Origin of the sequence: Sediminibacterium goheungense (genome assembly GCF_004361915.1) — a bacterium.
Classification (GTDB): domain Bacteria; phylum Bacteroidota; class Bacteroidia; order Chitinophagales; family Chitinophagaceae; genus Sediminibacterium; species Sediminibacterium goheungense.
Map to the genome: position 1 here is coordinate 1,005,128 of NZ_SNWP01000011.1, position 19,086 is coordinate 1,024,213.

At 41.0% G+C, this 19,086-nt stretch carries 18 protein-coding genes; 8 read left to right on the forward strand and 10 right to left on the reverse strand.

Annotated elements, in window-relative coordinates:
• Nucleotides 1-27 precede the first annotated feature (27 nt).
• Nucleotides 28-411 (forward strand): SET domain-containing protein, encoded by a 384-nt coding sequence (locus tag BC659_RS12055; protein ID WP_133475004.1) that lies wholly within the window; start codon nucleotides 28-30, stop codon nucleotides 409-411.
• A gap of 45 nt (nucleotides 412-456) precedes the next feature.
• Nucleotides 457-915 carry a DUF6265 family protein gene (locus BC659_RS12060; protein WP_133475005.1) on the forward strand — a complete coding sequence of 153 codons (459 nt, stop codon included), beginning with the start codon at nucleotides 457-459 and terminating at the stop codon, nucleotides 913-915.
• A 6-nt stretch (nucleotides 916-921) separates the two neighbouring features.
• Here BC659_RS12060 and BC659_RS12065 read toward each other — a convergent pair whose 3' ends face one another.
• Entirely contained in the window at nucleotides 922-1,803 is an 882-nt protein-coding gene (locus BC659_RS12065) for a bestrophin family protein (protein ID WP_133475006.1), read from the reverse strand.
• A 103-nt stretch (nucleotides 1,804-1,906) separates the two neighbouring features.
• On the opposite strand from BC659_RS12065, the gene BC659_RS12070 reads away from it, so the two are divergent.
• The 3 genes from BC659_RS12070 to BC659_RS12080 all read left to right on the forward strand — a co-directional run bounded on the left by BC659_RS12070 (nucleotide 1,907) and on the right by BC659_RS12080 (nucleotide 5,567).
• Nucleotides 1,907-3,268 (forward strand): GH1 family beta-glucosidase, encoded by a 1,362-nt coding sequence (locus tag BC659_RS12070; protein WP_133475007.1) that lies wholly within the window; start codon nucleotides 1,907-1,909, stop codon nucleotides 3,266-3,268.
• Between the two features lie 131 nt (nucleotides 3,269-3,399).
• Complete coding sequence (locus BC659_RS12075; protein ID WP_162847415.1) at nucleotides 3,400-5,079, forward strand: DUF3472 domain-containing protein; 1,680 nt, start codon at nucleotides 3,400-3,402, stop codon at nucleotides 5,077-5,079.
• A 92-nt stretch (nucleotides 5,080-5,171) separates the two neighbouring features.
• On the forward strand, nucleotides 5,172-5,567 hold the full coding sequence (locus BC659_RS12080) for a hypothetical protein (RefSeq protein WP_133475009.1): 396 nt from the start codon (nucleotides 5,172-5,174) through the stop codon (nucleotides 5,565-5,567).
• A 66-nt stretch (nucleotides 5,568-5,633) separates the two neighbouring features.
• On the opposite strand, the gene treF is transcribed toward BC659_RS12080, so the two are convergent.
• Genes treF through BC659_RS12095 form a run of 3 tightly spaced genes read right to left on the reverse strand, consistent with a single transcriptional unit; the run spans nucleotide 5,634 to nucleotide 9,541 of the window.
• Entirely contained in the window at nucleotides 5,634-7,148 is a 1,515-nt protein-coding gene (treF, locus tag BC659_RS12085) for an alpha,alpha-trehalase TreF (RefSeq protein ID WP_133475010.1), read from the reverse strand.
• A 2-nt stretch (nucleotides 7,149-7,150) separates the two neighbouring features.
• Nucleotides 7,151-8,398, reverse strand: coding sequence for an MFS transporter (locus tag BC659_RS12090; RefSeq protein ID WP_133475011.1), 1,248 nt, complete (start codon nucleotides 8,396-8,398; stop codon nucleotides 7,151-7,153).
• Nucleotides 8,399-8,416: 18 nt separating this feature from the next.
• A complete protein-coding gene (locus BC659_RS12095; RefSeq protein WP_133475012.1) occupies nucleotides 8,417-9,541 on the reverse strand; it encodes a lactonase family protein in 1,125 nt (374 codons plus the stop codon).
• Nucleotides 9,542-9,674: 133 nt separating this feature from the next.
• Between BC659_RS12095 and BC659_RS12100 the strand changes: the two genes are divergently transcribed.
• A complete protein-coding gene (locus tag BC659_RS12100) occupies nucleotides 9,675-10,901 on the forward strand; it encodes a peroxiredoxin family protein (protein WP_133475013.1) in 1,227 nt (408 codons plus the stop codon).
• A gap of 29 nt (nucleotides 10,902-10,930) precedes the next feature.
• On the opposite strand, the gene BC659_RS12105 is transcribed toward BC659_RS12100, so the two are convergent.
• From BC659_RS12105 to BC659_RS12115, 3 genes are all read right to left on the reverse strand, one after another.
• Entirely contained in the window at nucleotides 10,931-11,566 is a 636-nt protein-coding gene (locus BC659_RS12105) for a Pr6Pr family membrane protein (RefSeq protein WP_133475014.1), read from the reverse strand.
• A 116-nt stretch (nucleotides 11,567-11,682) separates the two neighbouring features.
• A complete protein-coding gene (locus BC659_RS12110; protein WP_133475015.1) occupies nucleotides 11,683-12,009 on the reverse strand; it encodes a DMT family transporter in 327 nt (108 codons plus the stop codon).
• 15 nt (nucleotides 12,010-12,024) lie between these two features.
• Nucleotides 12,025-13,248 carry a 4-hydroxy-3-methylbut-2-enyl diphosphate reductase gene (locus BC659_RS12115; RefSeq protein WP_133475016.1) on the reverse strand — a complete coding sequence of 408 codons (1,224 nt, stop codon included), beginning with the start codon at nucleotides 13,246-13,248 and terminating at the stop codon, nucleotides 12,025-12,027.
• Between the two features lie 168 nt (nucleotides 13,249-13,416).
• On the opposite strand from BC659_RS12115, the gene BC659_RS12120 reads away from it, so the two are divergent.
• On the forward strand, nucleotides 13,417-14,145 hold the full coding sequence (locus tag BC659_RS12120; RefSeq protein ID WP_133475017.1) for a 3-keto-disaccharide hydrolase: 729 nt from the start codon (nucleotides 13,417-13,419) through the stop codon (nucleotides 14,143-14,145).
• 90 nt (nucleotides 14,146-14,235) lie between these two features.
• Nucleotides 14,236-16,131, forward strand: a complete 1,896-nt coding sequence (locus tag BC659_RS12125; protein WP_133475018.1) for an ABC-F family ATP-binding cassette domain-containing protein — start codon at nucleotides 14,236-14,238, stop codon at nucleotides 16,129-16,131.
• Between the two features lie 55 nt (nucleotides 16,132-16,186).
• On the opposite strand, the gene BC659_RS12130 is transcribed toward BC659_RS12125, so the two are convergent.
• The 3 genes from BC659_RS12130 to mqnB form a co-directional block, all read right to left on the reverse strand.
• A complete protein-coding gene (locus BC659_RS12130) occupies nucleotides 16,187-17,287 on the reverse strand; it encodes a DNA alkylation repair protein (protein ID WP_133475019.1) in 1,101 nt (366 codons plus the stop codon).
• Nucleotides 17,288-17,351: 64 nt separating this feature from the next.
• Nucleotides 17,352-18,188, reverse strand: a complete 837-nt coding sequence (locus BC659_RS12135; RefSeq protein WP_133475020.1) for a 1,4-dihydroxy-6-naphtoate synthase — start codon at nucleotides 18,186-18,188, stop codon at nucleotides 17,352-17,354.
• 98 nt (nucleotides 18,189-18,286) lie between these two features.
• On the reverse strand, nucleotides 18,287-18,955 hold the full coding sequence (gene mqnB, locus BC659_RS12140) for a futalosine hydrolase (protein ID WP_133475021.1): 669 nt from the start codon (nucleotides 18,953-18,955) through the stop codon (nucleotides 18,287-18,289).
• Nucleotides 18,956-19,086 lie beyond the last annotated feature (131 nt).

Here is a 19,086-nt window from a genome sequence, read left to right on the forward strand (position 1 = left end):
TTTACCACGCAAGTAAAAATTGTAAACATGATACTTCCGATACTGTCTGTTGCACCTTCTCCTGAACGTGGCCGTGGTGTATTTACAACAGAAGATATTGCTACTGGTACCATCGTGGAAATATCACCGGTGCTGGTATTGGATCCCGAAGAAAGGGCTAAAGTCGAGCAGACTATTTTGTTTGATTATATTTTTGAATGGGGTGATGACCTGAAAAGTGCCTGTGTGGCACTGGGCTATCTCTCGGTATATAACCATTCTTATGCAGCCAACTGCATTTATGAAATGGATTTTGAGCATGAACTGATGCAGATCAGAACCGTAAAACCCATTAAAGCCGGAGAGGAATTGTTCATCAACTATAATGCTGATCCTGATGATACCAAACCCATCTGGTTCGAAGCCAGTTAATACATATTCTTTGAAACGATCATTCATACATATACATGTAGCATTATGAAAAATGTAATCATTTATCTTGTCTGCATATTCATGGGTAGTCAGGTTGCAGCCCAGCAAACAAAGCCTTTACAATGGATGCTGGGTGTATGGAAAATCAGTACCCCACAAGGAATGGTGATAGAAATATGGGAACAAAAAGATGATAGCACACTCAAGGGACGGAGTGTATTTGTAAAACCCAATAAGGATACCCTTCCTCAGGAAAATATTGAAATGGCGTTCAGAAATGGCGAATGGTATTATATACCTACGGTAGCCAACCAGAATGAGGGTAAACCTGTTTCTTTCAAAGTAATTTTTCTCCGTGCGAATGAATTCGTGAGTGAGAACCCGGCACATGATTTTCCACAAAGAATAGTATACCGGCGTATTAAGCAAAATATGTACGCCAGTATTGAAGGCAGAAAAAATGGCCGCTACAACAAACAGAACTTTGACTTTATAACGGAATAGTACTGCTTAGTGCAGTATGTCCTGCACATTTCTGCCAATGTTCTCAGCAATTTTTTGCATAGGCAGGTCATTATCATCTTTACCAAAAGGATCTTCTATCTCTTCGGCAATCAGTTCAAGACTTGCCAGTACATAAAAAATAAATACCACAACCGGAATAGTGAGCAGCCCCAGCGATAGTGCAAAACCCAATGGCAGTGTAATGACGTAAATAAAAATGAATTTCTTGATGAATGCACTGTACGAATAGGGAATGGGCGTGTTTTTAATACGTTCGCAGGCACCGCAGATATCGAGAAAAGACTGTAATTCATTGTTAAGGAACAATAATTGAAAATCATTGATCTGCTTATCGCGGTGGAGCAGATTGATTTTGTTCATCATCAGCATCACTACCTGATTAGGTATATGTTTGCTATTATCAAAACCCTGAATTTCAGGATGTGGGTTCTCATCTAATGCAAGTCTGGTTTTTTCATTCTGCAGGTGGGCTCTTAATTCACTGGCAAATAGCGGAATGATTTTTTTAAAAAAACTGCGGTTCTTATCATCATCATTCGGAAGTATACTATTCAGTTTTACAGCCAGATTACGACTGTTGTTGACGAGAGCGCCCCAAAGTTTTCTTCCTTCCCACCAACGGTCATAAGCCGTGTTCGTCCTGAATACCAGTAGCATGGAGATAGCAAAACCTAGCAGGCTATGCATGATAGTGATATTTTTAGCATGGCTGCTCTCTGAGAGTTTAAGATAATTGGCCTCTATATATACAATGCCCCACGAATAGAGGCTGATAAATATCAGGAGAGGGAACAATTGACGGATGGTTTCCGTTTTATGAAAACTGAAAAGAAAACGCATCCAGTCTTTGGGGTTGTAGCTGATCATAGAATAAAAATAGGTATCCCGATGCATACCTGTACAACAAGGGTAACAAAACCTTAATATTGGCCTTCGGGCATGATAAAGGATTTTTGCATAAACCACCATCTTGCACCAGCAACACGCTTTACTCAGACAATCATTCGGACGGAATTTTCAATGGGGTGTAGCTATATCGGCAGGACAGAATGAAGGTGCATGGAATGTGGATGGCCGGGGTCCATCCATCTGGGATCAGTTTGCCAGAAAACAAGGCAAAATAAAAGGTAGCGCCAAGCCATATCATTCCTGCGATTTTTATTATCGCTACAAAGATGATCTGATGCTGGTAAAAGCGATGGGGTTTACCAGTTTCCGGTTCTCTATTTCCTGGAGCCGGATTTTGCCGGAAGGTACCGGAAGAATAAATAAGGAAGGGATTGCCTTTTATAACCGCGTGATTGACGAATGTCTTCAACTCGGACTCACGCCCTTTGTTACTTTATATCACTGGGATCTTCCACTGGCCCTGCACAAAGAAGGTGGATGGACAAGCCACCAGATGCTCAAATGGTTTTCAAGATTTGTAAATGTTTGTACAGAATCATTCGGCGACCGTGTAAAAAACTGGATTGTGTTGAACGAACCCATGGGCTTTACTTCTCTGGGTTATATGATTGGCAAACATGCACCGGGCAAAACCGGTCTCAGCAATTTTTTACCGGCTGTGCATAATGCCGTATTGTGTCAGGCTGAAGGGGGCAGATTGATCCGCGCCGCTGTTCCACGCGCGAATATCGGAACCAGTTTTTCGTGTAGTGAAGTACATCCTTTCACACAACGTGAAGAAGATATAAAAGCAGCAAGAAGGGCCGATATTTTATTGAATCGTTTATTTATTGAGCCATTACTGGGTAGGGGCTATCCACAGGAGCCTGGTTTTACGCTTCTCGATAAACTACACCTGCACAATAAAGCCTGGAAATATACCGATCGCATGCAGTTTAATTTTGATTTTATCGGTGTACAGAATTATTTCAGTACAACGGTAAAATACAATCCACTGATTCCTTATATACAGGCTTCAGAGGTGAAAGCGGCTACCCGTAAAGTACCACATACCGATATGGGCTGGGAAGTAAATGCCGATAGCTTCTATCGCATGATCAAAAGGTTCTGGTTATATGGCGGCGTAAAGGAAATCATGGTTACGGAAAGTGGGGCTTTCTACAAAGATCAACTGGTGAATGGCATCATCAACGACACAAAACGAATCGCTTATTTCGAACAGTATCTTTCAGCATTACTCAGAGCGAAAAAAGAAGGGGTCAATGTCGGAGGGTATTTTGCATGGACACTTACCGATAATTTTGAATGGGCAGAAGGGTATCACGCACGTTTTGGACTGGTGCATGTAGACTTCAATACACAATTGCGTACTATTAAGCAATCAGGATACTGGTTCAGAGATTTTCTACATGATAAGATATAAACATTAATTACAATTGCCACTGAGGACGCAGAACAGCACTGAAGTTTTCTGTTTTTTTCAGTGCCTTCTGCAGCTATAAACAACTACTATCATCATGTTTCACTAAGTTTGGTACCATGAAAACCAAGCGCATGAATCGTCTATATCTTTTTTTTCTACTTCACTTTGCAGGCATAAGTTATGTTGTAGCACAGTCTGAAGTGAGGATTCCTTTTTATACATTGTATGAAACAAGTAAGTATCAGAAGACAATAGATACAAGATCGCCTTATAGAAAAGATGCCCTCGTATGGACAGATACCACTAAGGAATTACGCTATTATATACACAATTCCAAAACAGGAGAATTACAAATTGCCTTGAATGCCTTATCTGCCAAAACAGCTAAAATGCTGACTGTTGAAGTGAAAGGAAAGAAAATGAATATCACTGTGCCTGTCAGTAGTGCTGCCAGGAAAATAAAAGTGGGTACCATACAGCTTTCCGATACCGGATTTATTGAACTGAAATTATCTTCCAAAAAATTACTGCCAGGGTTCATGGGTGTGGGAGAATTGATTTTATCAGGTCCGGCAGTGGAAGGCTTACGCTATAACCAGGAAGAAAGGCTGAATGCAGCATCTGTACACTTACGTTATCCATTGACTGATTCTGTGAAGGCCATTAGCTTTTACAATGAACTCACTGTACCTGATGGGTATGATCCTGTACATAGTTATTATATGGCTACAGGTTTCTCCAGAGGGTATTTTGGTATACAGGTAAACAGCGAAAAAGAACGTCGTGTAATTTTTTCTGTATGGGATGCAGGTACTGAAGCCGTTGATCGTTCCAAAGTGGCAGATTCAAATAGAGTAAAATTGTTGGCAAAAGGAGATGGTGTGGTAGCCAATGATTTTGGTAATGAAGGCACTGGTGGGCATAGCCATTGGGTGTACAACTGGAAAACGAATGAAGCCTATCGATTCCTCGTAACAGCACTTCCTGACAGTGCCTCTCAGACCACTATTTATACAGGTTTTTTTTATGTTCCCGAATTACAGCGATGGAAACTGATAGCTGCTTTCAGGGCTCCAAAAGATGGCAACACCCTGAATAGGCTCTATTCTTTTAATGAGAATTTTCTTGGGAATAACGGCCACCTGCAGCGCCGTGCATTATTCGGAAACCAATGGGTACAGCAACAACGCGGTGGAAGATGGGTTCCTTTAACCGATGCCATTTTTACTACCGATGCAACCGGTAAATCCGGTAACCGATTCGATTATGGTGCAGGTGTAAGCAGCGAGCAGTTTTATTTATGGAACGGCGGATTTAAAGAGCAGGAAGCCAGACAGAATGATCTTTTTAAAAGACCCAATACCAGTAAAGCACCTGTGATTGATTATACCAAAGACGCCGATAGTCTTGCCCAGGCGAAAAAAGACATAGAAGAAATTGCAGATGCTGTTAAAACCGGAAAGCTGGATACTACCGGAAGTATTGAATCTGTTTACTATCATATTCTGCAACAAGGAACAGGTGATTATGTAGCTGTTTCGGATACGGTAACTGTTCATTACAAAGGATCGCTGTTAACAGATGGAACGGTGTTCGATCAGACAAAGGATAAACCGGCTGTATTTCCATTGCGCAGATTGATCCGTGGCTGGCAGTTAGCGCTTCCTAAATGCAGGGTGGGAGGCAAGGTAAGGGTAATTATTCCATCAGCTCAGGCATATGGCATACGTACCAGAAGCAAAGACATACCACCCAACCGGGTGTTGGTATTCGATATAGAAGTCGTAGATACGAAGAAGGTGGGTAATTGACATTTTATGCAGATTCGTACCTGCAGACTTGCAAGAGCAGATAAAGCGGTTTATCTTAAGGATGTCTACTTCTAAAACGATAAACCTTGCATATGAAAGCTGCCCGTCAACTTACCATTGCTATGCTGCTATTGGCCACTATCGCAGCATTGTATACTGGTTATAGTCTGATATCAGATCCAACCGGTTCCTCCCTCGGCATTCCCTTCTACTGGTTGAATGGAACCATGTTCAAAGATTTTACCACCCCCGGCTGGGTGATTCTTATTGCGATCGGTGTTCTGGGGATGATTACTACCGCACTGGTAATAAAACGAATCAGGCATTTTCATATAGCCGTCATTGTACAGGGCTCCATCATCTGCTTATTGGTAATAGCACAGATGATCATCATCGGCGAAGAAAACATGTTGCAATACCTGTTACTAATGCTCGGAATGGCTATTGCCATAGTAGGCGGCCTGTTAAGTCAAGCGGATAAGAAATAAGGAATAAGAAACATGAAATAAGAAATAAGAAAGTGAATGAAAACCTACTTTCTTATTTCTTATTCCTTATTTCTCTGTTTCTCTGTTCTTCTGTTCCTCCCTCATCGCCAGATATACCCCATTGGTCCAGCCAAATCCATCCTGGTTGGGATATTCGCCACCACCTGCTTTTGTGTTGGTGTCGGCAACATCGTACTTTTCCATCATCTTACCTGTTTCGGTATAGGTTTTTTCATTGAGCTGCATCCATCTTTGTTTGATTTTTTCAGCGAGGGACTGAATGCCATAGTTGCTGAGTCCTTTATAAGCTACCCATTGCAACGGTGCCCATCCATTGGGTGCATCCCATTGTTGACCTGTAGTGGCAGCAGTGGTTAGTACGCCACCTTCACTCAGTAATTTCCTTTCAAGTGTGGCCGCAACAATATTCGCCTGATGACTTTCTGCAATGCCTGTGAACAAAGGGAAACAGCCCGCCATGGTGATGCGTTCTGTAGCAGCTTGTTTCACGAAATGATAATCATAGTAAAAACCACTGGCTTCATTCCAGCAATATTTTTGAATGGCTTTTTTTCGGTTGTTTTTCTTTGCAGTAAAAAGTTGAATAGCATCCTCTTCTTTTTTTAACTGGTAGCCGGTTAATAAAACCTCTTCAAGATGAAACAGTAAACAATTCAGATCAACAGGTACGATATCAGTTGTCTCAATGGTATGCATATGCAGTTCCTCTGCAAACCAGCGGCTGCTGAAATCCCAGCCGGATTCTGCAGCTGCCCTTATATGTCTATACACATCTTCTTTTAACCTGTTACTTGCAGCAGCTACGTGTAGATCTTCAATATAAGCTTCAGGTCTTGGAGAGGCATCATCATCCCAATATCTGTTCAGTATGGTTCCGTCGGGCATGCGCACAACTCTTCTGTAGCAGTGGGTATGATCGGTTAGTGTATGGGCACCATCCATCCAGAATTGATATTCCTTCTCCAGTGCAGGTAAATATTCAACAATGGTTGTATTGCCTTTAATGGAGGCAAGTAAGCCAACCATCATGCCAAAAAAAGGTGGTTGTGATCTGCTGATATAATAGGTTCTGTTTCCGTTGGGAATATGCCCGATCGTATTGATCAGATAAGCAAAGTTTCTGATCATGTTTTCAATCAAGTCATATTGCCTGCTTACTGCAAGACCCAACATCGTGAAATAACTATCCCAGTAATAAATTTCCCTGAACCTTCCTCCGGGAACAATATACGGATAGGGTAGTGCGATTAAAGTGCCACCGGTTTCATCTGGATTTCTTCGTAACACTTTCCAGAGTTCCTCTAAATGCGCATGGATAGGTTTCTGAGCAGACGAATAGCTATCTTCATTTACCGCAGGTAATTCAAAATGCTGATGAATAAAAGCCAACATATCAAACGATATTTTTACTTTTTCAGAATGATATTTCTTCAGAATTGAATCGGGATGTTCCTTGGGTAAAGCGTCTACAAAATACTTGGAGTCAGAAAAAATACCAGATTGCTGCACATCCTCATACAGAGGTGATAATGATGAAATATGAAATAAGGGGGAAGACATTGTTAAGAAGCGTTTTCAGATGGTTTTAATTTTTTCTGTAGTCGGCTGAAAAGAATCAGGCAAATAATTAAAATCGTGATGGGAATCAGCGAAAAATAGAATGCCTGTTTACCATCATAGTGTTCAAAGATATTACCCGTGATGATCGATCCGGTTGTACCACCCAATGCTGAGAAAATAATGATCAGTCCCGACATTAAGCCATGTTGCTTAACCGGTAGTGTACTCAGAATAACAGAATTTACCGCTGGGTAAACCGGTGCCAGTAGTAAGCCAATCATTGGAAATACGAAAGCTGCAATGGGAGCGGTTGCCCAGCCTGTAATAGGCTGCCCGGTTGTTTTTTCAGCCAGGGGTATGGCAATCAGAACCAGTAATGCCGATAACAGCAAACAAGAGATCAATACAATCAGCCAGTTTAATCTCTTCAATACCATACCGGCAAAAAACCTGCCCAGTGCTGTAGAGCCAGCCAGAATACTGGCCATTTGAATACTAAGCGCAGCGGGTAATAACAATACCTTATTATTAAAAGTAGGTAACCAGCTCATGATACTTTGTTCAATCAATACATAAAAGAATGCACAGAGTACAAATACAAGTACAATGGGTTTCACCATAAGTCTGAACATATTTGTAAACTCCTCAAGCATAGATTGTCGTTCCTGATTTTTTACAGAAGATTCATCCAGTCGCGAAGACCACAATAATAAAAATGCAAGCAGGGAAATACCGCCCAGTAGGTAGTATACATTCAGCCACGCGGTTGATTGCGGATTGGCATCATCCACAAAATAGCTGAATATAAAGTAGCCGGTTAAAATGCCTACCATGAAAAAGGACTCGATAAAATTCATCAGGCTGATATGCTCTTTTTCATTTTTGGTAACCAGGCCGATAGTACTGTAAACAGACATTTTAATCAAAGCGAAAGAAGATCCAACAGCGGCAAATAATAATTTGGTAGTAAGAAAGCTGGCTGTAAAAGGCATGATAAAGCAAATGATGCTGATAAAGCCCAGCGCCATTAGCATGGCATTTTTATAACCGATTCTGGTGATATAAGACGACAAAAGAAAAGAAACGGCCGCAATACTGAGATCCTTAAAGGCCTCTAGTACAGATGCCGCACCTTCGGTAACACCAAAGTTTTGTTGAACCTGCAGTATCACTGTACCTACACTGTTGAGCAGGATGGCAAACACAAAATAGTTGAGGAATAACGAAGCTTTGATTTTCCAGTTTTGCATATAGAAGGATTAAGCGGATTATTGTTTAGCAGGGATGAGTTTCAAACAAACAGGATTGGGTACCTCTACCTGTCGGGGTAGTTGTTGTAAAGCTCCGGTTTCTTTGTTTACGCGATAAATTACAATATTGTTAGTTTTCTGATTGGCAACCAGTATGAAATTACCATTGGGTGTGATGGTAAAATTTCTGGGTCCGGCACCCGGGATTGCCTGATACCCCTTTGCCGTTAGTTTGCCTGATTGTTGATCTATGGAAAAGATGGCAAGGTTGTTTTCTTCGCCCCGATTAGATGCGTATAAAAATTTTCCATCAGGCGATACATGAATATCTGCACTACCCGGCTCACCTGTATAGTTTACAGGATGTGTGGTAATGGTTTGTAAACCTGTCATAAATCCATCAGTATAGCGATACGCTTTAATGGTACCACTCAGTTCTTCCAGCACATATACATAACGTTGATTAGGGTGAAAGTCAAGGTGTCTTGGACCGCTACCAGGAGCAGAAGCGGCAAAAGGCATGGCTGCTGGTTTGAGAGGTTTTTTCAGTAATGGGTCGAATTGGTAAACCATGACTTTATCCATGCCTAAATCAGGAACAAGCACATATTTATCATCGGGAGAAAAAAAAGTAGCATGAACATGTGGTTTTGTTTGTCGGCTCTTGTTCACACTGCTACCTGTATGTTGAATCAGTTGTGCATAATGTGATAACCCACCATCTTTGTTAACAGGGAACACAGACAGATTTCCACCTGTATAATTACCTGTTAATACCCATTTACCTGTTTTGTCAACCGTTATAAAACAGGGATGATCCCCACCACTGGGCTGCGCATTCATAAAATACAATTGTCCGGTTGCCTGATCAAAGTCAAAAGCGCTCACATAACCCGGCTGATCTCCTCCGGTTTCATTTACAGCATAAAGTTTGGTACCATCGGGCGATACCGAAAGAAAAGATGGATTCGTAGAACTATCGGTACTGCTTACCCACTGCACTTCACCATTCCTGGAATTCAATCTGAATACATAAATGCCTTTACTCTTACCAGATGTATACGTACCAACGAAGAGGTAAAGATCCTGCGACAGCAGGTTTGCACAATAAAAGCATAGTAGAACAGCAAACACAAGTCTCATATGGCGTTGGGTTTGCTCTAAGATAAAGATTCCCTGGGGTTTATCAGTAATAAGCGTATGGGAAAGGAGATTGACAATATTAGCGCACTTATTTGGTAGACTAGCCCTAACTTCGTTGCCCAAACAGGAAATTATGAAAAAGCTGATGCCATTGATCTATGTAGTTTTTGCTGCCTGTACTGTACAACCTATTCCTATGTTGCGGATAGGAGAGTGGCAGGGTAAATTGATCAGAGAAGATGGTAACCATATTATTTTCAACTTTGAAATCAAAGAAAAAAATGATTCCCTTCTATGGATCATTAAAAACGGCGAAGAAAGAATTGAAGTTACTGATGTTCTTGAAAACGGTGATTCCCTTTTTGTACAAATGCCTGTTTTTGAATCTTCTTTTAAACTGGTTAAATTAGGAAATAATCAACTAAAAGGGGTATGGACCAAAGCTGCTTCTACAGGCTTTCTGGATATGCCTTTTGAAGCTACAGCCGGTATAACAGAAAGATTTCCGGTTACAACAAATGCCGCAAAAAATATAACAGGTAAATGGTCGGTTCGGTTTTTCAGGGCTGATGGTTCACCAAGACCGGCTATTGCGGAATTCATGCAGAAGGGCAATGATTTGTCTGGTACTTTTATTACACCCACTGGCGATTATCGCTACCTGAAAGGGGTAGTAAATGGCGACTCCTTGCAAATATCCACGTTCGATGGTAGTCACGCTTATTTTTTCAAAGGATACATCAATAGCGACAGCTCTATATCGAAGGGATTTTATTATTCAGGTGCTACAGGTATTGAGCCATGGGAAGCAATGAAAAATGATACGGCAACTTTACCCGATGTAGCAGCTATGTATATGAGAGACGGCGAGGAAAAGCTGAGCTTCAGTTTCCGTGACCTGAATGGTAAACAGGTGTCTATAACAGATGAGAGATTTAAAAATAAAGTAGTCATTGTTCAGATCATGGGGTCCTGGTGCCCGAACTGTATGGATGAAACAGCATTCCTGAGTACCTTTTACAAAAAGAATAAAGACAGAGGGGTAGAAATTGTGGCACTGGCTTATGAGTATTATGAAGATTTCAATCTTGCCGTAAATAGCATAAGGAAATTTCAGAAACGATTTGATGTGCAATATCCAATGCTGGTTACAGGCGTAACGGTAACAGATACCCTTCGTACTGAAAAAACCCTGCCCCAGCTTACAAAAATAAAATCTTTCCCCTCAACGATCTTTATTGGAAAAAATGGTAAAGTGGCTAAAATTCATGCAGGCTTTGAAGGACCCGGAACAGGAAGTAGATATGAAGCCCTGCAGAAAGAATTTATCAATACCGTAGATCAGTTGTTAAAGCAATAAGCCCTGCAACAGTTTGTTACGGAAACATATTAATGGCTCTTTAACCTGTTACCGATCCAGATAAACAGGGCAAAAAGACCATAAAATACAGCAGCTACCATCAGACAGTTTATTAGAACCTGCTGATAACCCAGGGTATCTGCGTTGATAAAAGGATAGGGATAGCTATGAACAATACTACCTCTCAGGATCGTGTACACAAAATAGGCTAATGGATAAATACCCCAATAGAGCATACTGCGAAAAAAAAGTTTTGTTTTAAATGTGGCTACTATCCAGTAAATGATAAAGTAGATTGGGGTAACAGTATGTAATAATTCATTGGATATTCTTGACCAGCCGGTAAAGGTCCAGATACTGCGTAGCGTGATATTATAAATAATACCAACAACCAGAATATATACCGCTATTGCCGTACTGGTACTAAACCTGATACAAAACTTTCCTGGAGAAGAAGAGGGTGCCAGTAAAACAGCCGTATAGTAGATGGCAACCATAATATTGGTTAGTATCGTGAAATAGCTGAAAAATTTGATCAGCGTATCTGCAATTGAAAGGTCTGTGGTTCTGAGAAAGTCGAAAAGTTGAATGATGATTCCTGACCATGCAAACAGAAATCCGGCAAAACTCAGCCACTTCGTTTTAGCTGTTGGTAGGTTGTGCATATTACTATGAATATACAATTTACTTAGATACCCACCTGTGATCAGTGTCCTTTATTTTGATACCAGGTTCTAGCAGCTTTCTTCAGCAAAAATACTTCGGTAATGTTTGGTAAGCGTTAGTGGGATACTGCTTTAAGACCAATAATAGAAGCTATCAGCGTAGTGATAAAAAAAAGGCGCCAGAAATCTGCCGGTTCTTTGAAAAATAAAATACCTACCAACACAGTGCCTACCGCACCTATACCTGTCCAGACTGCATAAGCAGTTCCAATCGGTAATTCCTGAGTGGCTTTAATCAGCAGGAGCATGCTGATGGTTAAACAAACGATAAAGCCCGTATACCACCAGAATACACTATGGCCTGTTGCCAGCCTTGCCTTACCCAAACAGGCAGCAAAACCTACTTCAAATAAACCGGCAATAATGAGTAGTATCCAGTTCATAATAACAGATAATGTTTATGCTGAGATATAAGTTTCCAGACGTTCTTCTACGCCATAAAATGAAGCCAGTTTCCTGATGGTAGATTCTACTACTGCATCCGGACAGCTGGCGCCACTGGTCATAAGTATCCGGACAGTATCTTTTTCAGGTAGATAGTGTTCAACTGTGGTCTGTTCTTTTGTTCGCCAGTTGCGGTTAAGTATAGTTGTTTTACTAATGAGCTTATCTGCGGCGTCAATAAAATAAGTAGGTAATTTTTCTTCACATAATTCAACCAGATGCGATGAATTGCTGCTGTTGTATCCTCCTATTACAATAGCCAGATCGGCAGTAGTATTGGCAAGCATACCTGTTACTGCGGTTTGGTTATCATTGGTAGCATAACACAATGTATCTCTGGTATCGGCAAAGCGTTCTGCTATATTAGCAGCCGTAAGTTGAAAATGACGTATAAAAACAGATTTCAGGTAGTCTGAAATAGCCTGTGTATCAGAAGCCAGCTGTGTGGTTTGATTCACCACGCCGATACGCTGCAGATCTGTTTCAATATTAAAACCGGTTGAAAAACGACCTGCAAATTCCGTATAAAAATCAGTTGATTTCTTTTCGCCGGTAATATATTTAGCCAGTTCAATCGTTTCGTTCATATCATTTACCACTACTGTTGGCGTGTGGTGGGAAGCGTGTGAAAAAGTAGCTCTGGTTTCTTCGTGCTGTGGTTTGCCATGCACCACAATACTGTAACCTTTAGCCGCAATCTGTTCACTCCGGTTCCATACTTTTTCGACAAAGGGGCAGGTGGTATTGTATTTTTCAGTAGGGATACCTTTTGCTGAAAGGAGGGCCTCCATTTCAAGGGTAGTGCCGAATGCTGGAATAATCACTACGTCTTCAGCAGTTAATGAGTCTAAAGAAATCAACTCATTTCCTTTGGTATCCTGTAAAAACTGAACGCCTTTGGATAAGAGATCCGCATTAACCTGTGGATTATGAATCATTTCACTCAATAAAAAAATCCGCTTACCTGGATTTTCCTCGATGGTACGAAAGGCAATTTCAATGGCATTCTCCACGCCATAACAAAAACCAAAATGACGGGCAAGGAAGATCTGAAGCGGACCCAGATCGAGAAGGGTGGGCGTAAAATCTTTTTTAAGTTTATCCTGCTCTTTTCTTTTTTGCTTGATACCCGCAATCAGCGGGCTTCTATAACCTACAGGCACGTTGAACTGCTTCATGCCGCAAAGATAGGGCATAGCGAATGGCCGATACCTGATCCTACCCGATTTTCTCCGTTTACCGATAAAAAATCCATAATTCACCCTTTCCCAATTTCTATTTATGATGAACGATTTGCCATTAGCTATTTCTCCCTATCTTCCCTATACCAAAACTAACTATTGCGCATGTCGAACCATATGTTTCTGCAGGCTTGTCTTATCGTAAGCGGAGGTTTAGTTATCGGAGCCGCACCGAAAGAAAAAACTATATTCACTACCATCTCACGTCATCGCGACGCACAGCAAAAAGGCTGGAAAAGTTTATTCAATAGTAAAACCCTGGCCGGCTGGAGAACCTATCAGCAGAAAGAATCTGATGCATGGTCTGTGCAAAACGGAGTACTGTATTGTAAAGGGAATACAGACAGCAATACAAAACATGCTGACCTGATTACAGAAGAATCCTTCGAAAATTTTGAATTATCGCTGGAATGGAAAATTGCAAAAGGCGCTAACAGCGGTATTGTATATCTTGTTTCTGAAGCATTTCCTGCCAGTTACCATAGCGGACCGGAATATCAGCTGATTGATGATAAAGGCTATCCGGCTAAACTGGAAGACTGGCAAAAGACCGGTGCCAACTATGCGATGAATGCACCTGTGGAAGATGCTACCAGACCAGCCGGTGAATGGAACCATACACGTATTATTGTAAACCACGGAAAAGTACAGCATTGGCTCAATGGTAAAATGATCGTATCCTATACTTTATGGGATGAAGAATGGAAAAAGAATAAAGCGGCCGGTAAGTGGAAAGATGTCCCGTCTTATGGTAGCGTACAATCCGGTCACATTGCTTTACAGGATCATGGCGGAGAAGCCTGGTTCAGGGAAATAAGGATCAGGAGACTTTAATTTGGTGAGCAGTGAGTAGTCAGTAGTGAGTAATAATAAAAAGAGCATCCTACTCACCGCTCACTACTCACTACTCACTATCTTTGCCCCATGCATTACGTGTCGGTAGAAGGGCTCACCAAGAGTTACGGAATCAATCCTCTTTTCAGTAACATTTCATTTCATATCAATGAAGGAGACAAAGTTGCACTCATCGCCAGAAATGGTGTTGGAAAGTCTACTTTATTGCGTATTCTCGCTGGTCAGGAAACAGCAGACGAAGGTAAATGCTGGATCAATAAAGAAGTAACGGTGGCACTTTTTGAGCAGGAACCCCAGTTTAATGAAGATAAATCCGTACTGGAGAATATATTTCATCTCGAACATCCGATTATTACCGCTATTCGCGCATACGAAGCTGCGGCAGAATCGGAAGATGGTCACCAGATAGCAGAAGCCATTAGTAGGATGGATGAACTGGGAGCCTGGGACTTTGAAGCAAAAGTTAAGCAGATACTCGGCAAACTGAATATTCATCATTTGCAAAATCCTGTGAAAAGTTTGAGTGGCGGGCAACGTAAAAGGGTTGCACTGGCCAAAACATTGATAGATATTGGATTTGAGCATAAACATACCCTGCTCATGATGGATGAGCCAACCAATCACCTGGATGTTGAAATGATTGAATGGCTCGAACATTACCTGAATGCAGAGAATATTACACTTTTACTGGTTACACACGATCGGTACTTTTTAGACGCCGTTTGTGATGAGATATGGGAGCTGGAAAGAGAAAATATGTATGTGTACAAAGGTGATTATGAAAATTATATAGAGAAGAAAGCTGCACGTATAGAAAGTGAGCAGGCCAGTATTGATAAAGCACGCAACCAATACAGAAAAGAACTGGAGTGGATGCGTAAACAACCCAAGGCAAGAACCACCAAAAGTAAAAGCCGGCAGGATAATTTTTACGAAGTAGAAGCCAGGGCCAAACAGAAAATGGAAGATGCCAAACTTCAACTGGAAGTGAAGATGAGCAGGCTGGGCGGGAAAGTAGTGGAAATGAAAAAAGTATATAAGTCCTATGGTGACCTGCCTATTTTAAAAGGATTCGATTATACATTCAGCAAAGGAGAAAGAGTAGGCGTCATTGGAAAAAACGGCGTAGGTAAGTCTACCTTTCTGAATATTATCCAACAACTGGAAACGGCGGATAGTGGCAAAATTAATATTGGTGATACCGTCATTTTCGGCAATTTTTCACAACAGGGTTTACAGATCAAAGAAGACCTGCGCGTCATTGAATACGTGAAAACTTTTGCTGAAAGCTTTCCATTGGCAAAAGGTGGAAGTTTAAGTGCGGCACAGTTTCTGGAGCTGTTTCTTTTTCCTCCGGATAAGCAATACACTTACCTGAGTTCCTTGAGTGGGGGCGAAAAGAAAAGGCTGCAACTATTGACCATTTTATTCAGGAACCCTAATTTCCTGATACTGGATGAACCCACAAATGACCTTGATCTGCCAACATTGGCGGTACTGGAGAATTTTCTGAGCGATTATCAGGGCTGCGTAATGATTGTTTCGCACGACAGGTATTTTATGGACAGATTGGTAGACCACTTGTTTGTTTTTGAAGGTGGTGGAGAAGTAAGAGATTTTCCAGGTAACTATACCCAATACCGAATCTGGCAAAAAGAGCAGGAACAGACTGTAGCAGAAACTTCCGCCAACCAGCCAGATAAAAAACAGCAGGAGAATAATACTACTGCTAATGAAGCTGTTGCCAGAAAGAAAATGGGATTCAAAGAAAAAAGAGAATTTGAGTTATTGGAAAAAGAATTACCAGCACTGGAAAAAGAAAAAGAACAGATTGCCGAACAAATGAGTAAAGGAGATCTTTCATTCGAAGAAATATCCAAACTCAGCGATCGTATGGTGGCTATTACCCATGAACTCGAAACAAAAGAAATGCGTTGGCTGGAGCTCAGTGAAATGCAATCATAGCGATGGTTTCTTTAAGCGGCAGTAGTCTGGTAGGTAATCAACTCCTCGCTAATACTTACACTAAGTGAAAAGGTAAAGACTTGGTTTCTTTTCCGTTCATAATCACAGATAGTTGATGCTTGCCTGTATAAAACACCCTTGTGGTAATAGGTTTGAAGCTTTGTCTTCTGTGAACTGAAATTTTCTCACCCGAAAGCAAATCTCTTTCACTGATTTTAAAAACCTTTTTGGAAAGAGAGCCATTGTTTTTCAGGTAATATACAGCGTACTCCAATCGAAGTGTTTGTGTTTTTTTGCTGGTATTCTCTAAAGTAAATCCAAACTCAAGGTAAGATCCAATCGCTACTGTTGGGGTATGGATTTTAAAATTGCTTAGTTTAAAGTGGTCGGCAGTAAGTTTATAAAAAGAAAGTACGGTAGCGTTACCGGCTTTTAATAAAGTTCTGAGTCCGTGTTTAATGATGGCATCGGTTTCAGCACTCAGCCCTTTCCACTTTTTGGCAATCCGTAAAGCGATAGCAGGGTTATCTTTTGAAATATCATTGAGGTTATTGGCAACACTTCTTCTCACTATTTCACAGCTATCCTGTTTCAGGTTTTCGAGTATGGGCAAAATAGGTGCAGGATCTTTTTTTAGTTTGGGTAATGCCATGGCCCAGGGTAAACGGGGTCGGCAACCTTCTGTAGCCAGGCGTCGCACATGCCTGCTTTTATGTGTTGACCATTCTAACATTTTTGGAATCATCTTATCCTCATAGCGGATAATAAAATGGCGGATAGCAAATTCACAGGTGATGAACTGGGTTAATTTTTCCATGGCAGTAACAGAAGCTGTATAATGATCGAGACCATAGAGATAAATGTATTCAGGCAGGAAAAGGTATTCAATGCTGCTGGCTGCAGGGCCATTCATTTTTATCTGATCTGTAAATTTTAGTAAGAGAGGAGCTGCTTTGCTATAATCTTTTGGTAAGAAATGATGTAATACATGTGCGGTGTGAGCCATTCTTTCTTTGAGTTCATAATCTGCAAAAGCGGGTATGAAAATTTTTTCAAGAAACTTCTTTTTATCAGTAGACGGAATGGTCTTTTGTAATGTATCGGCCAATTGTTTATAGAAAGCCAGAGAGTATAAATCTTTTAATAGTGTACTCATGCAATACTTATTTTAAGAAAGTTCCACCATTCTCTTTTTACGGGGAAATGAATTTTATAAATGGTTATAGGAGGAAAATTGCAGCGTCAGCCTGATTTTTTTCCTGATCAGGTAATGTGCCCAGTTCCAGTAATTTTTTTACAGCTGTTTTACCTGCTACTCCCAGTGATAGGGAAAAATCATTTACATAGAGGTCGATATGTTGCCGCATCACATCTTCACTCATTTCCTGCGCATGTGTTTTTACATAGTCTGATACGGCTGGGTAATGCGCAAAAGCGTATTCAACACTCTGGCGGATGAGTTGATCTATTTGTTTCGCAATAGAATCTGTTACCCTTTTATGTGCCACAATGCCTCCCAGCGGAATAGGAAGGCCTGTTTGTTCCTCCCAATAGTTGCCGAGATCAAGCAGTTTGTGTAGTCCTTTTTGCTGATAGGTAAAACGGTTCTCATGTATGATGACACCAGCGTCTACCTTCTCTGCTAATACCAGTTCTTCTATTTCATGGAATACATGAAAGCTTTTGTTGACAGCCTCCGGATACGCCAGTGAAAAAAGTAAATGTGCTGTAGTATTTTTTCCGGGAATGGCAACCTGTTTTTGCTGCACCTGCGAAAGGTCAATAGACTGGTCTTTTACAATGAGTAAGGGGCCTACACCTTTTCCCAATGCACCGCCACTGTTTAATACCCTGTACTGATGCAATACCAAAGGCAGTACACCATAACTTATTTTAGTTATGTCGAGTTTCCCCTCAATGGCCCATTGGTTAAGGGTCTGCACATCTTCGAGCACTACATCAAAAGAAAAGCCCTTTGTATCAATTTTTTGATTCACCAAAGCATCAAAAATAAAAGTATCATTAGGGCAGGGGGAGAAGCCGAGGGAGAAATGCATTTTAATTTGAAAATTTGAAAATTTGAAAATATTTTTCACTACTCACTACTCACTACTCACTACTCACTACTCACCATTCACCATTGACCATTCACCATTCACGCAATCCGGTACAACTTATCCATGTACTTCAGCAATGTATCATTCAGTGCTTCCAGTGATTCTTTTATTTTCCAGTTAGCCTTGTTTCTTTCTCCGATATAGTTGGAGATGGCGCGCATCTGGAGAAATGGGATATTTGCTTCGCGACATACATAATGCAATGATGCCCCTTCCATACTTTCAATATCAGGGCTGTATTTTTTGGTAAGCTGTTCTATTCGCTTTGGGTTAGTGGTTATTTCATTTACAGTAATAGAACTGAGCTCAGGCAGTTTCAACAGGTTGTAGGTTGATAACCAGGGATTAGGCAGTTTTCTTTTTTCAAACGGATGATAGCTGCTTTTTTCCAGTTTCAGATCGAACAGGTCTTTCCATTTACCGTCTTCTTCAACACCCATATCGCCCAGTATTTCTTCTTTTACCAGTACCACTTTTCCCAATGCCATTTTTTTCTGGAAAGTACCTGCAATACCTATCTGAATAATAAGATCGGGTTTTTCTTCGCTCACCAATCTGGTTAATGATACCGCACTGGCCAACATACCAACGCCCGACTGGTGGAACCGAACTTTTAAACGCTGGCTCTCACCCGTATATAAATTATTGATATTCAAAAAACCAGGCATCCATTCTCCGACAGTGGCGGCAGTAATGATAACACGCATAAGGGCGTTTTTTGGTGATTATTCTGGATCTAAAAGTACAGCTTTTAAAAGTGGATTTCATCCGCAACCGTTGTTGGTCAGGCGCCCAATAAAGGTGGTGCAGGGCTAATGAAGAATGGCTTACTCAAAAC

Coding starts and splice junctions, on each gene's coding strand:
- BC659_RS12055 (WP_133475004.1), top strand. CDS start 28: ATGATACTTCCGATACTGTCTGTTGCACCTTCTCCTGAACGTGGCCGT.
- BC659_RS12060 (WP_133475005.1), top strand. CDS start 457: ATGAAAAATGTAATCATTTATCTTGTCTGCATATTCATGGGTAGTCAG.
- BC659_RS12065 (WP_133475006.1), bottom strand. CDS start 1,803: ATGATCAGCTACAACCCCAAAGACTGGATGCGTTTTCTTTTCAGTTTT.
- BC659_RS12075 (WP_162847415.1), top strand. CDS start 3,400: ATGAATCGTCTATATCTTTTTTTTCTACTTCACTTTGCAGGCATAAGT.
- BC659_RS12080 (WP_133475009.1), top strand. CDS start 5,172: ATGAAAGCTGCCCGTCAACTTACCATTGCTATGCTGCTATTGGCCACT.
- treF (WP_133475010.1), bottom strand. CDS start 7,148: ATGTCTTCCCCCTTATTTCATATTTCATCATTATCACCTCTGTATGAG.
- BC659_RS12090 (WP_133475011.1), bottom strand. CDS start 8,398: ATGCAAAACTGGAAAATCAAAGCTTCGTTATTCCTCAACTATTTTGTG.
- BC659_RS12095 (WP_133475012.1), bottom strand. CDS start 9,541: ATGAGACTTGTGTTTGCTGTTCTACTATGCTTTTATTGTGCAAACCTG.
- BC659_RS12100 (WP_133475013.1), top strand. CDS start 9,675: ATGAAAAAGCTGATGCCATTGATCTATGTAGTTTTTGCTGCCTGTACT.
- BC659_RS12105 (WP_133475014.1), bottom strand. CDS start 11,566: ATGCACAACCTACCAACAGCTAAAACGAAGTGGCTGAGTTTTGCCGGA.
- BC659_RS12110 (WP_133475015.1), bottom strand. CDS start 12,009: ATGAACTGGATACTACTCATTATTGCCGGTTTATTTGAAGTAGGTTTT.
- BC659_RS12115 (WP_133475016.1), bottom strand. CDS start 13,248: ATGAAGCAGTTCAACGTGCCTGTAGGTTATAGAAGCCCGCTGATTGCG.
- BC659_RS12120 (WP_133475017.1), top strand. CDS start 13,417: ATGTCGAACCATATGTTTCTGCAGGCTTGTCTTATCGTAAGCGGAGGT.
- BC659_RS12125 (WP_133475018.1), top strand. CDS start 14,236: ATGCATTACGTGTCGGTAGAAGGGCTCACCAAGAGTTACGGAATCAAT.
- BC659_RS12130 (WP_133475019.1), bottom strand. CDS start 17,287: ATGAGTACACTATTAAAAGATTTATACTCTCTGGCTTTCTATAAACAA.
- BC659_RS12135 (WP_133475020.1), bottom strand. CDS start 18,188: ATGCATTTCTCCCTCGGCTTCTCCCCCTGCCCTAATGATACTTTTATT.
- mqnB (WP_133475021.1), bottom strand. CDS start 18,955: ATGCGTGTTATCATTACTGCCGCCACTGTCGGAGAATGGATGCCTGGT.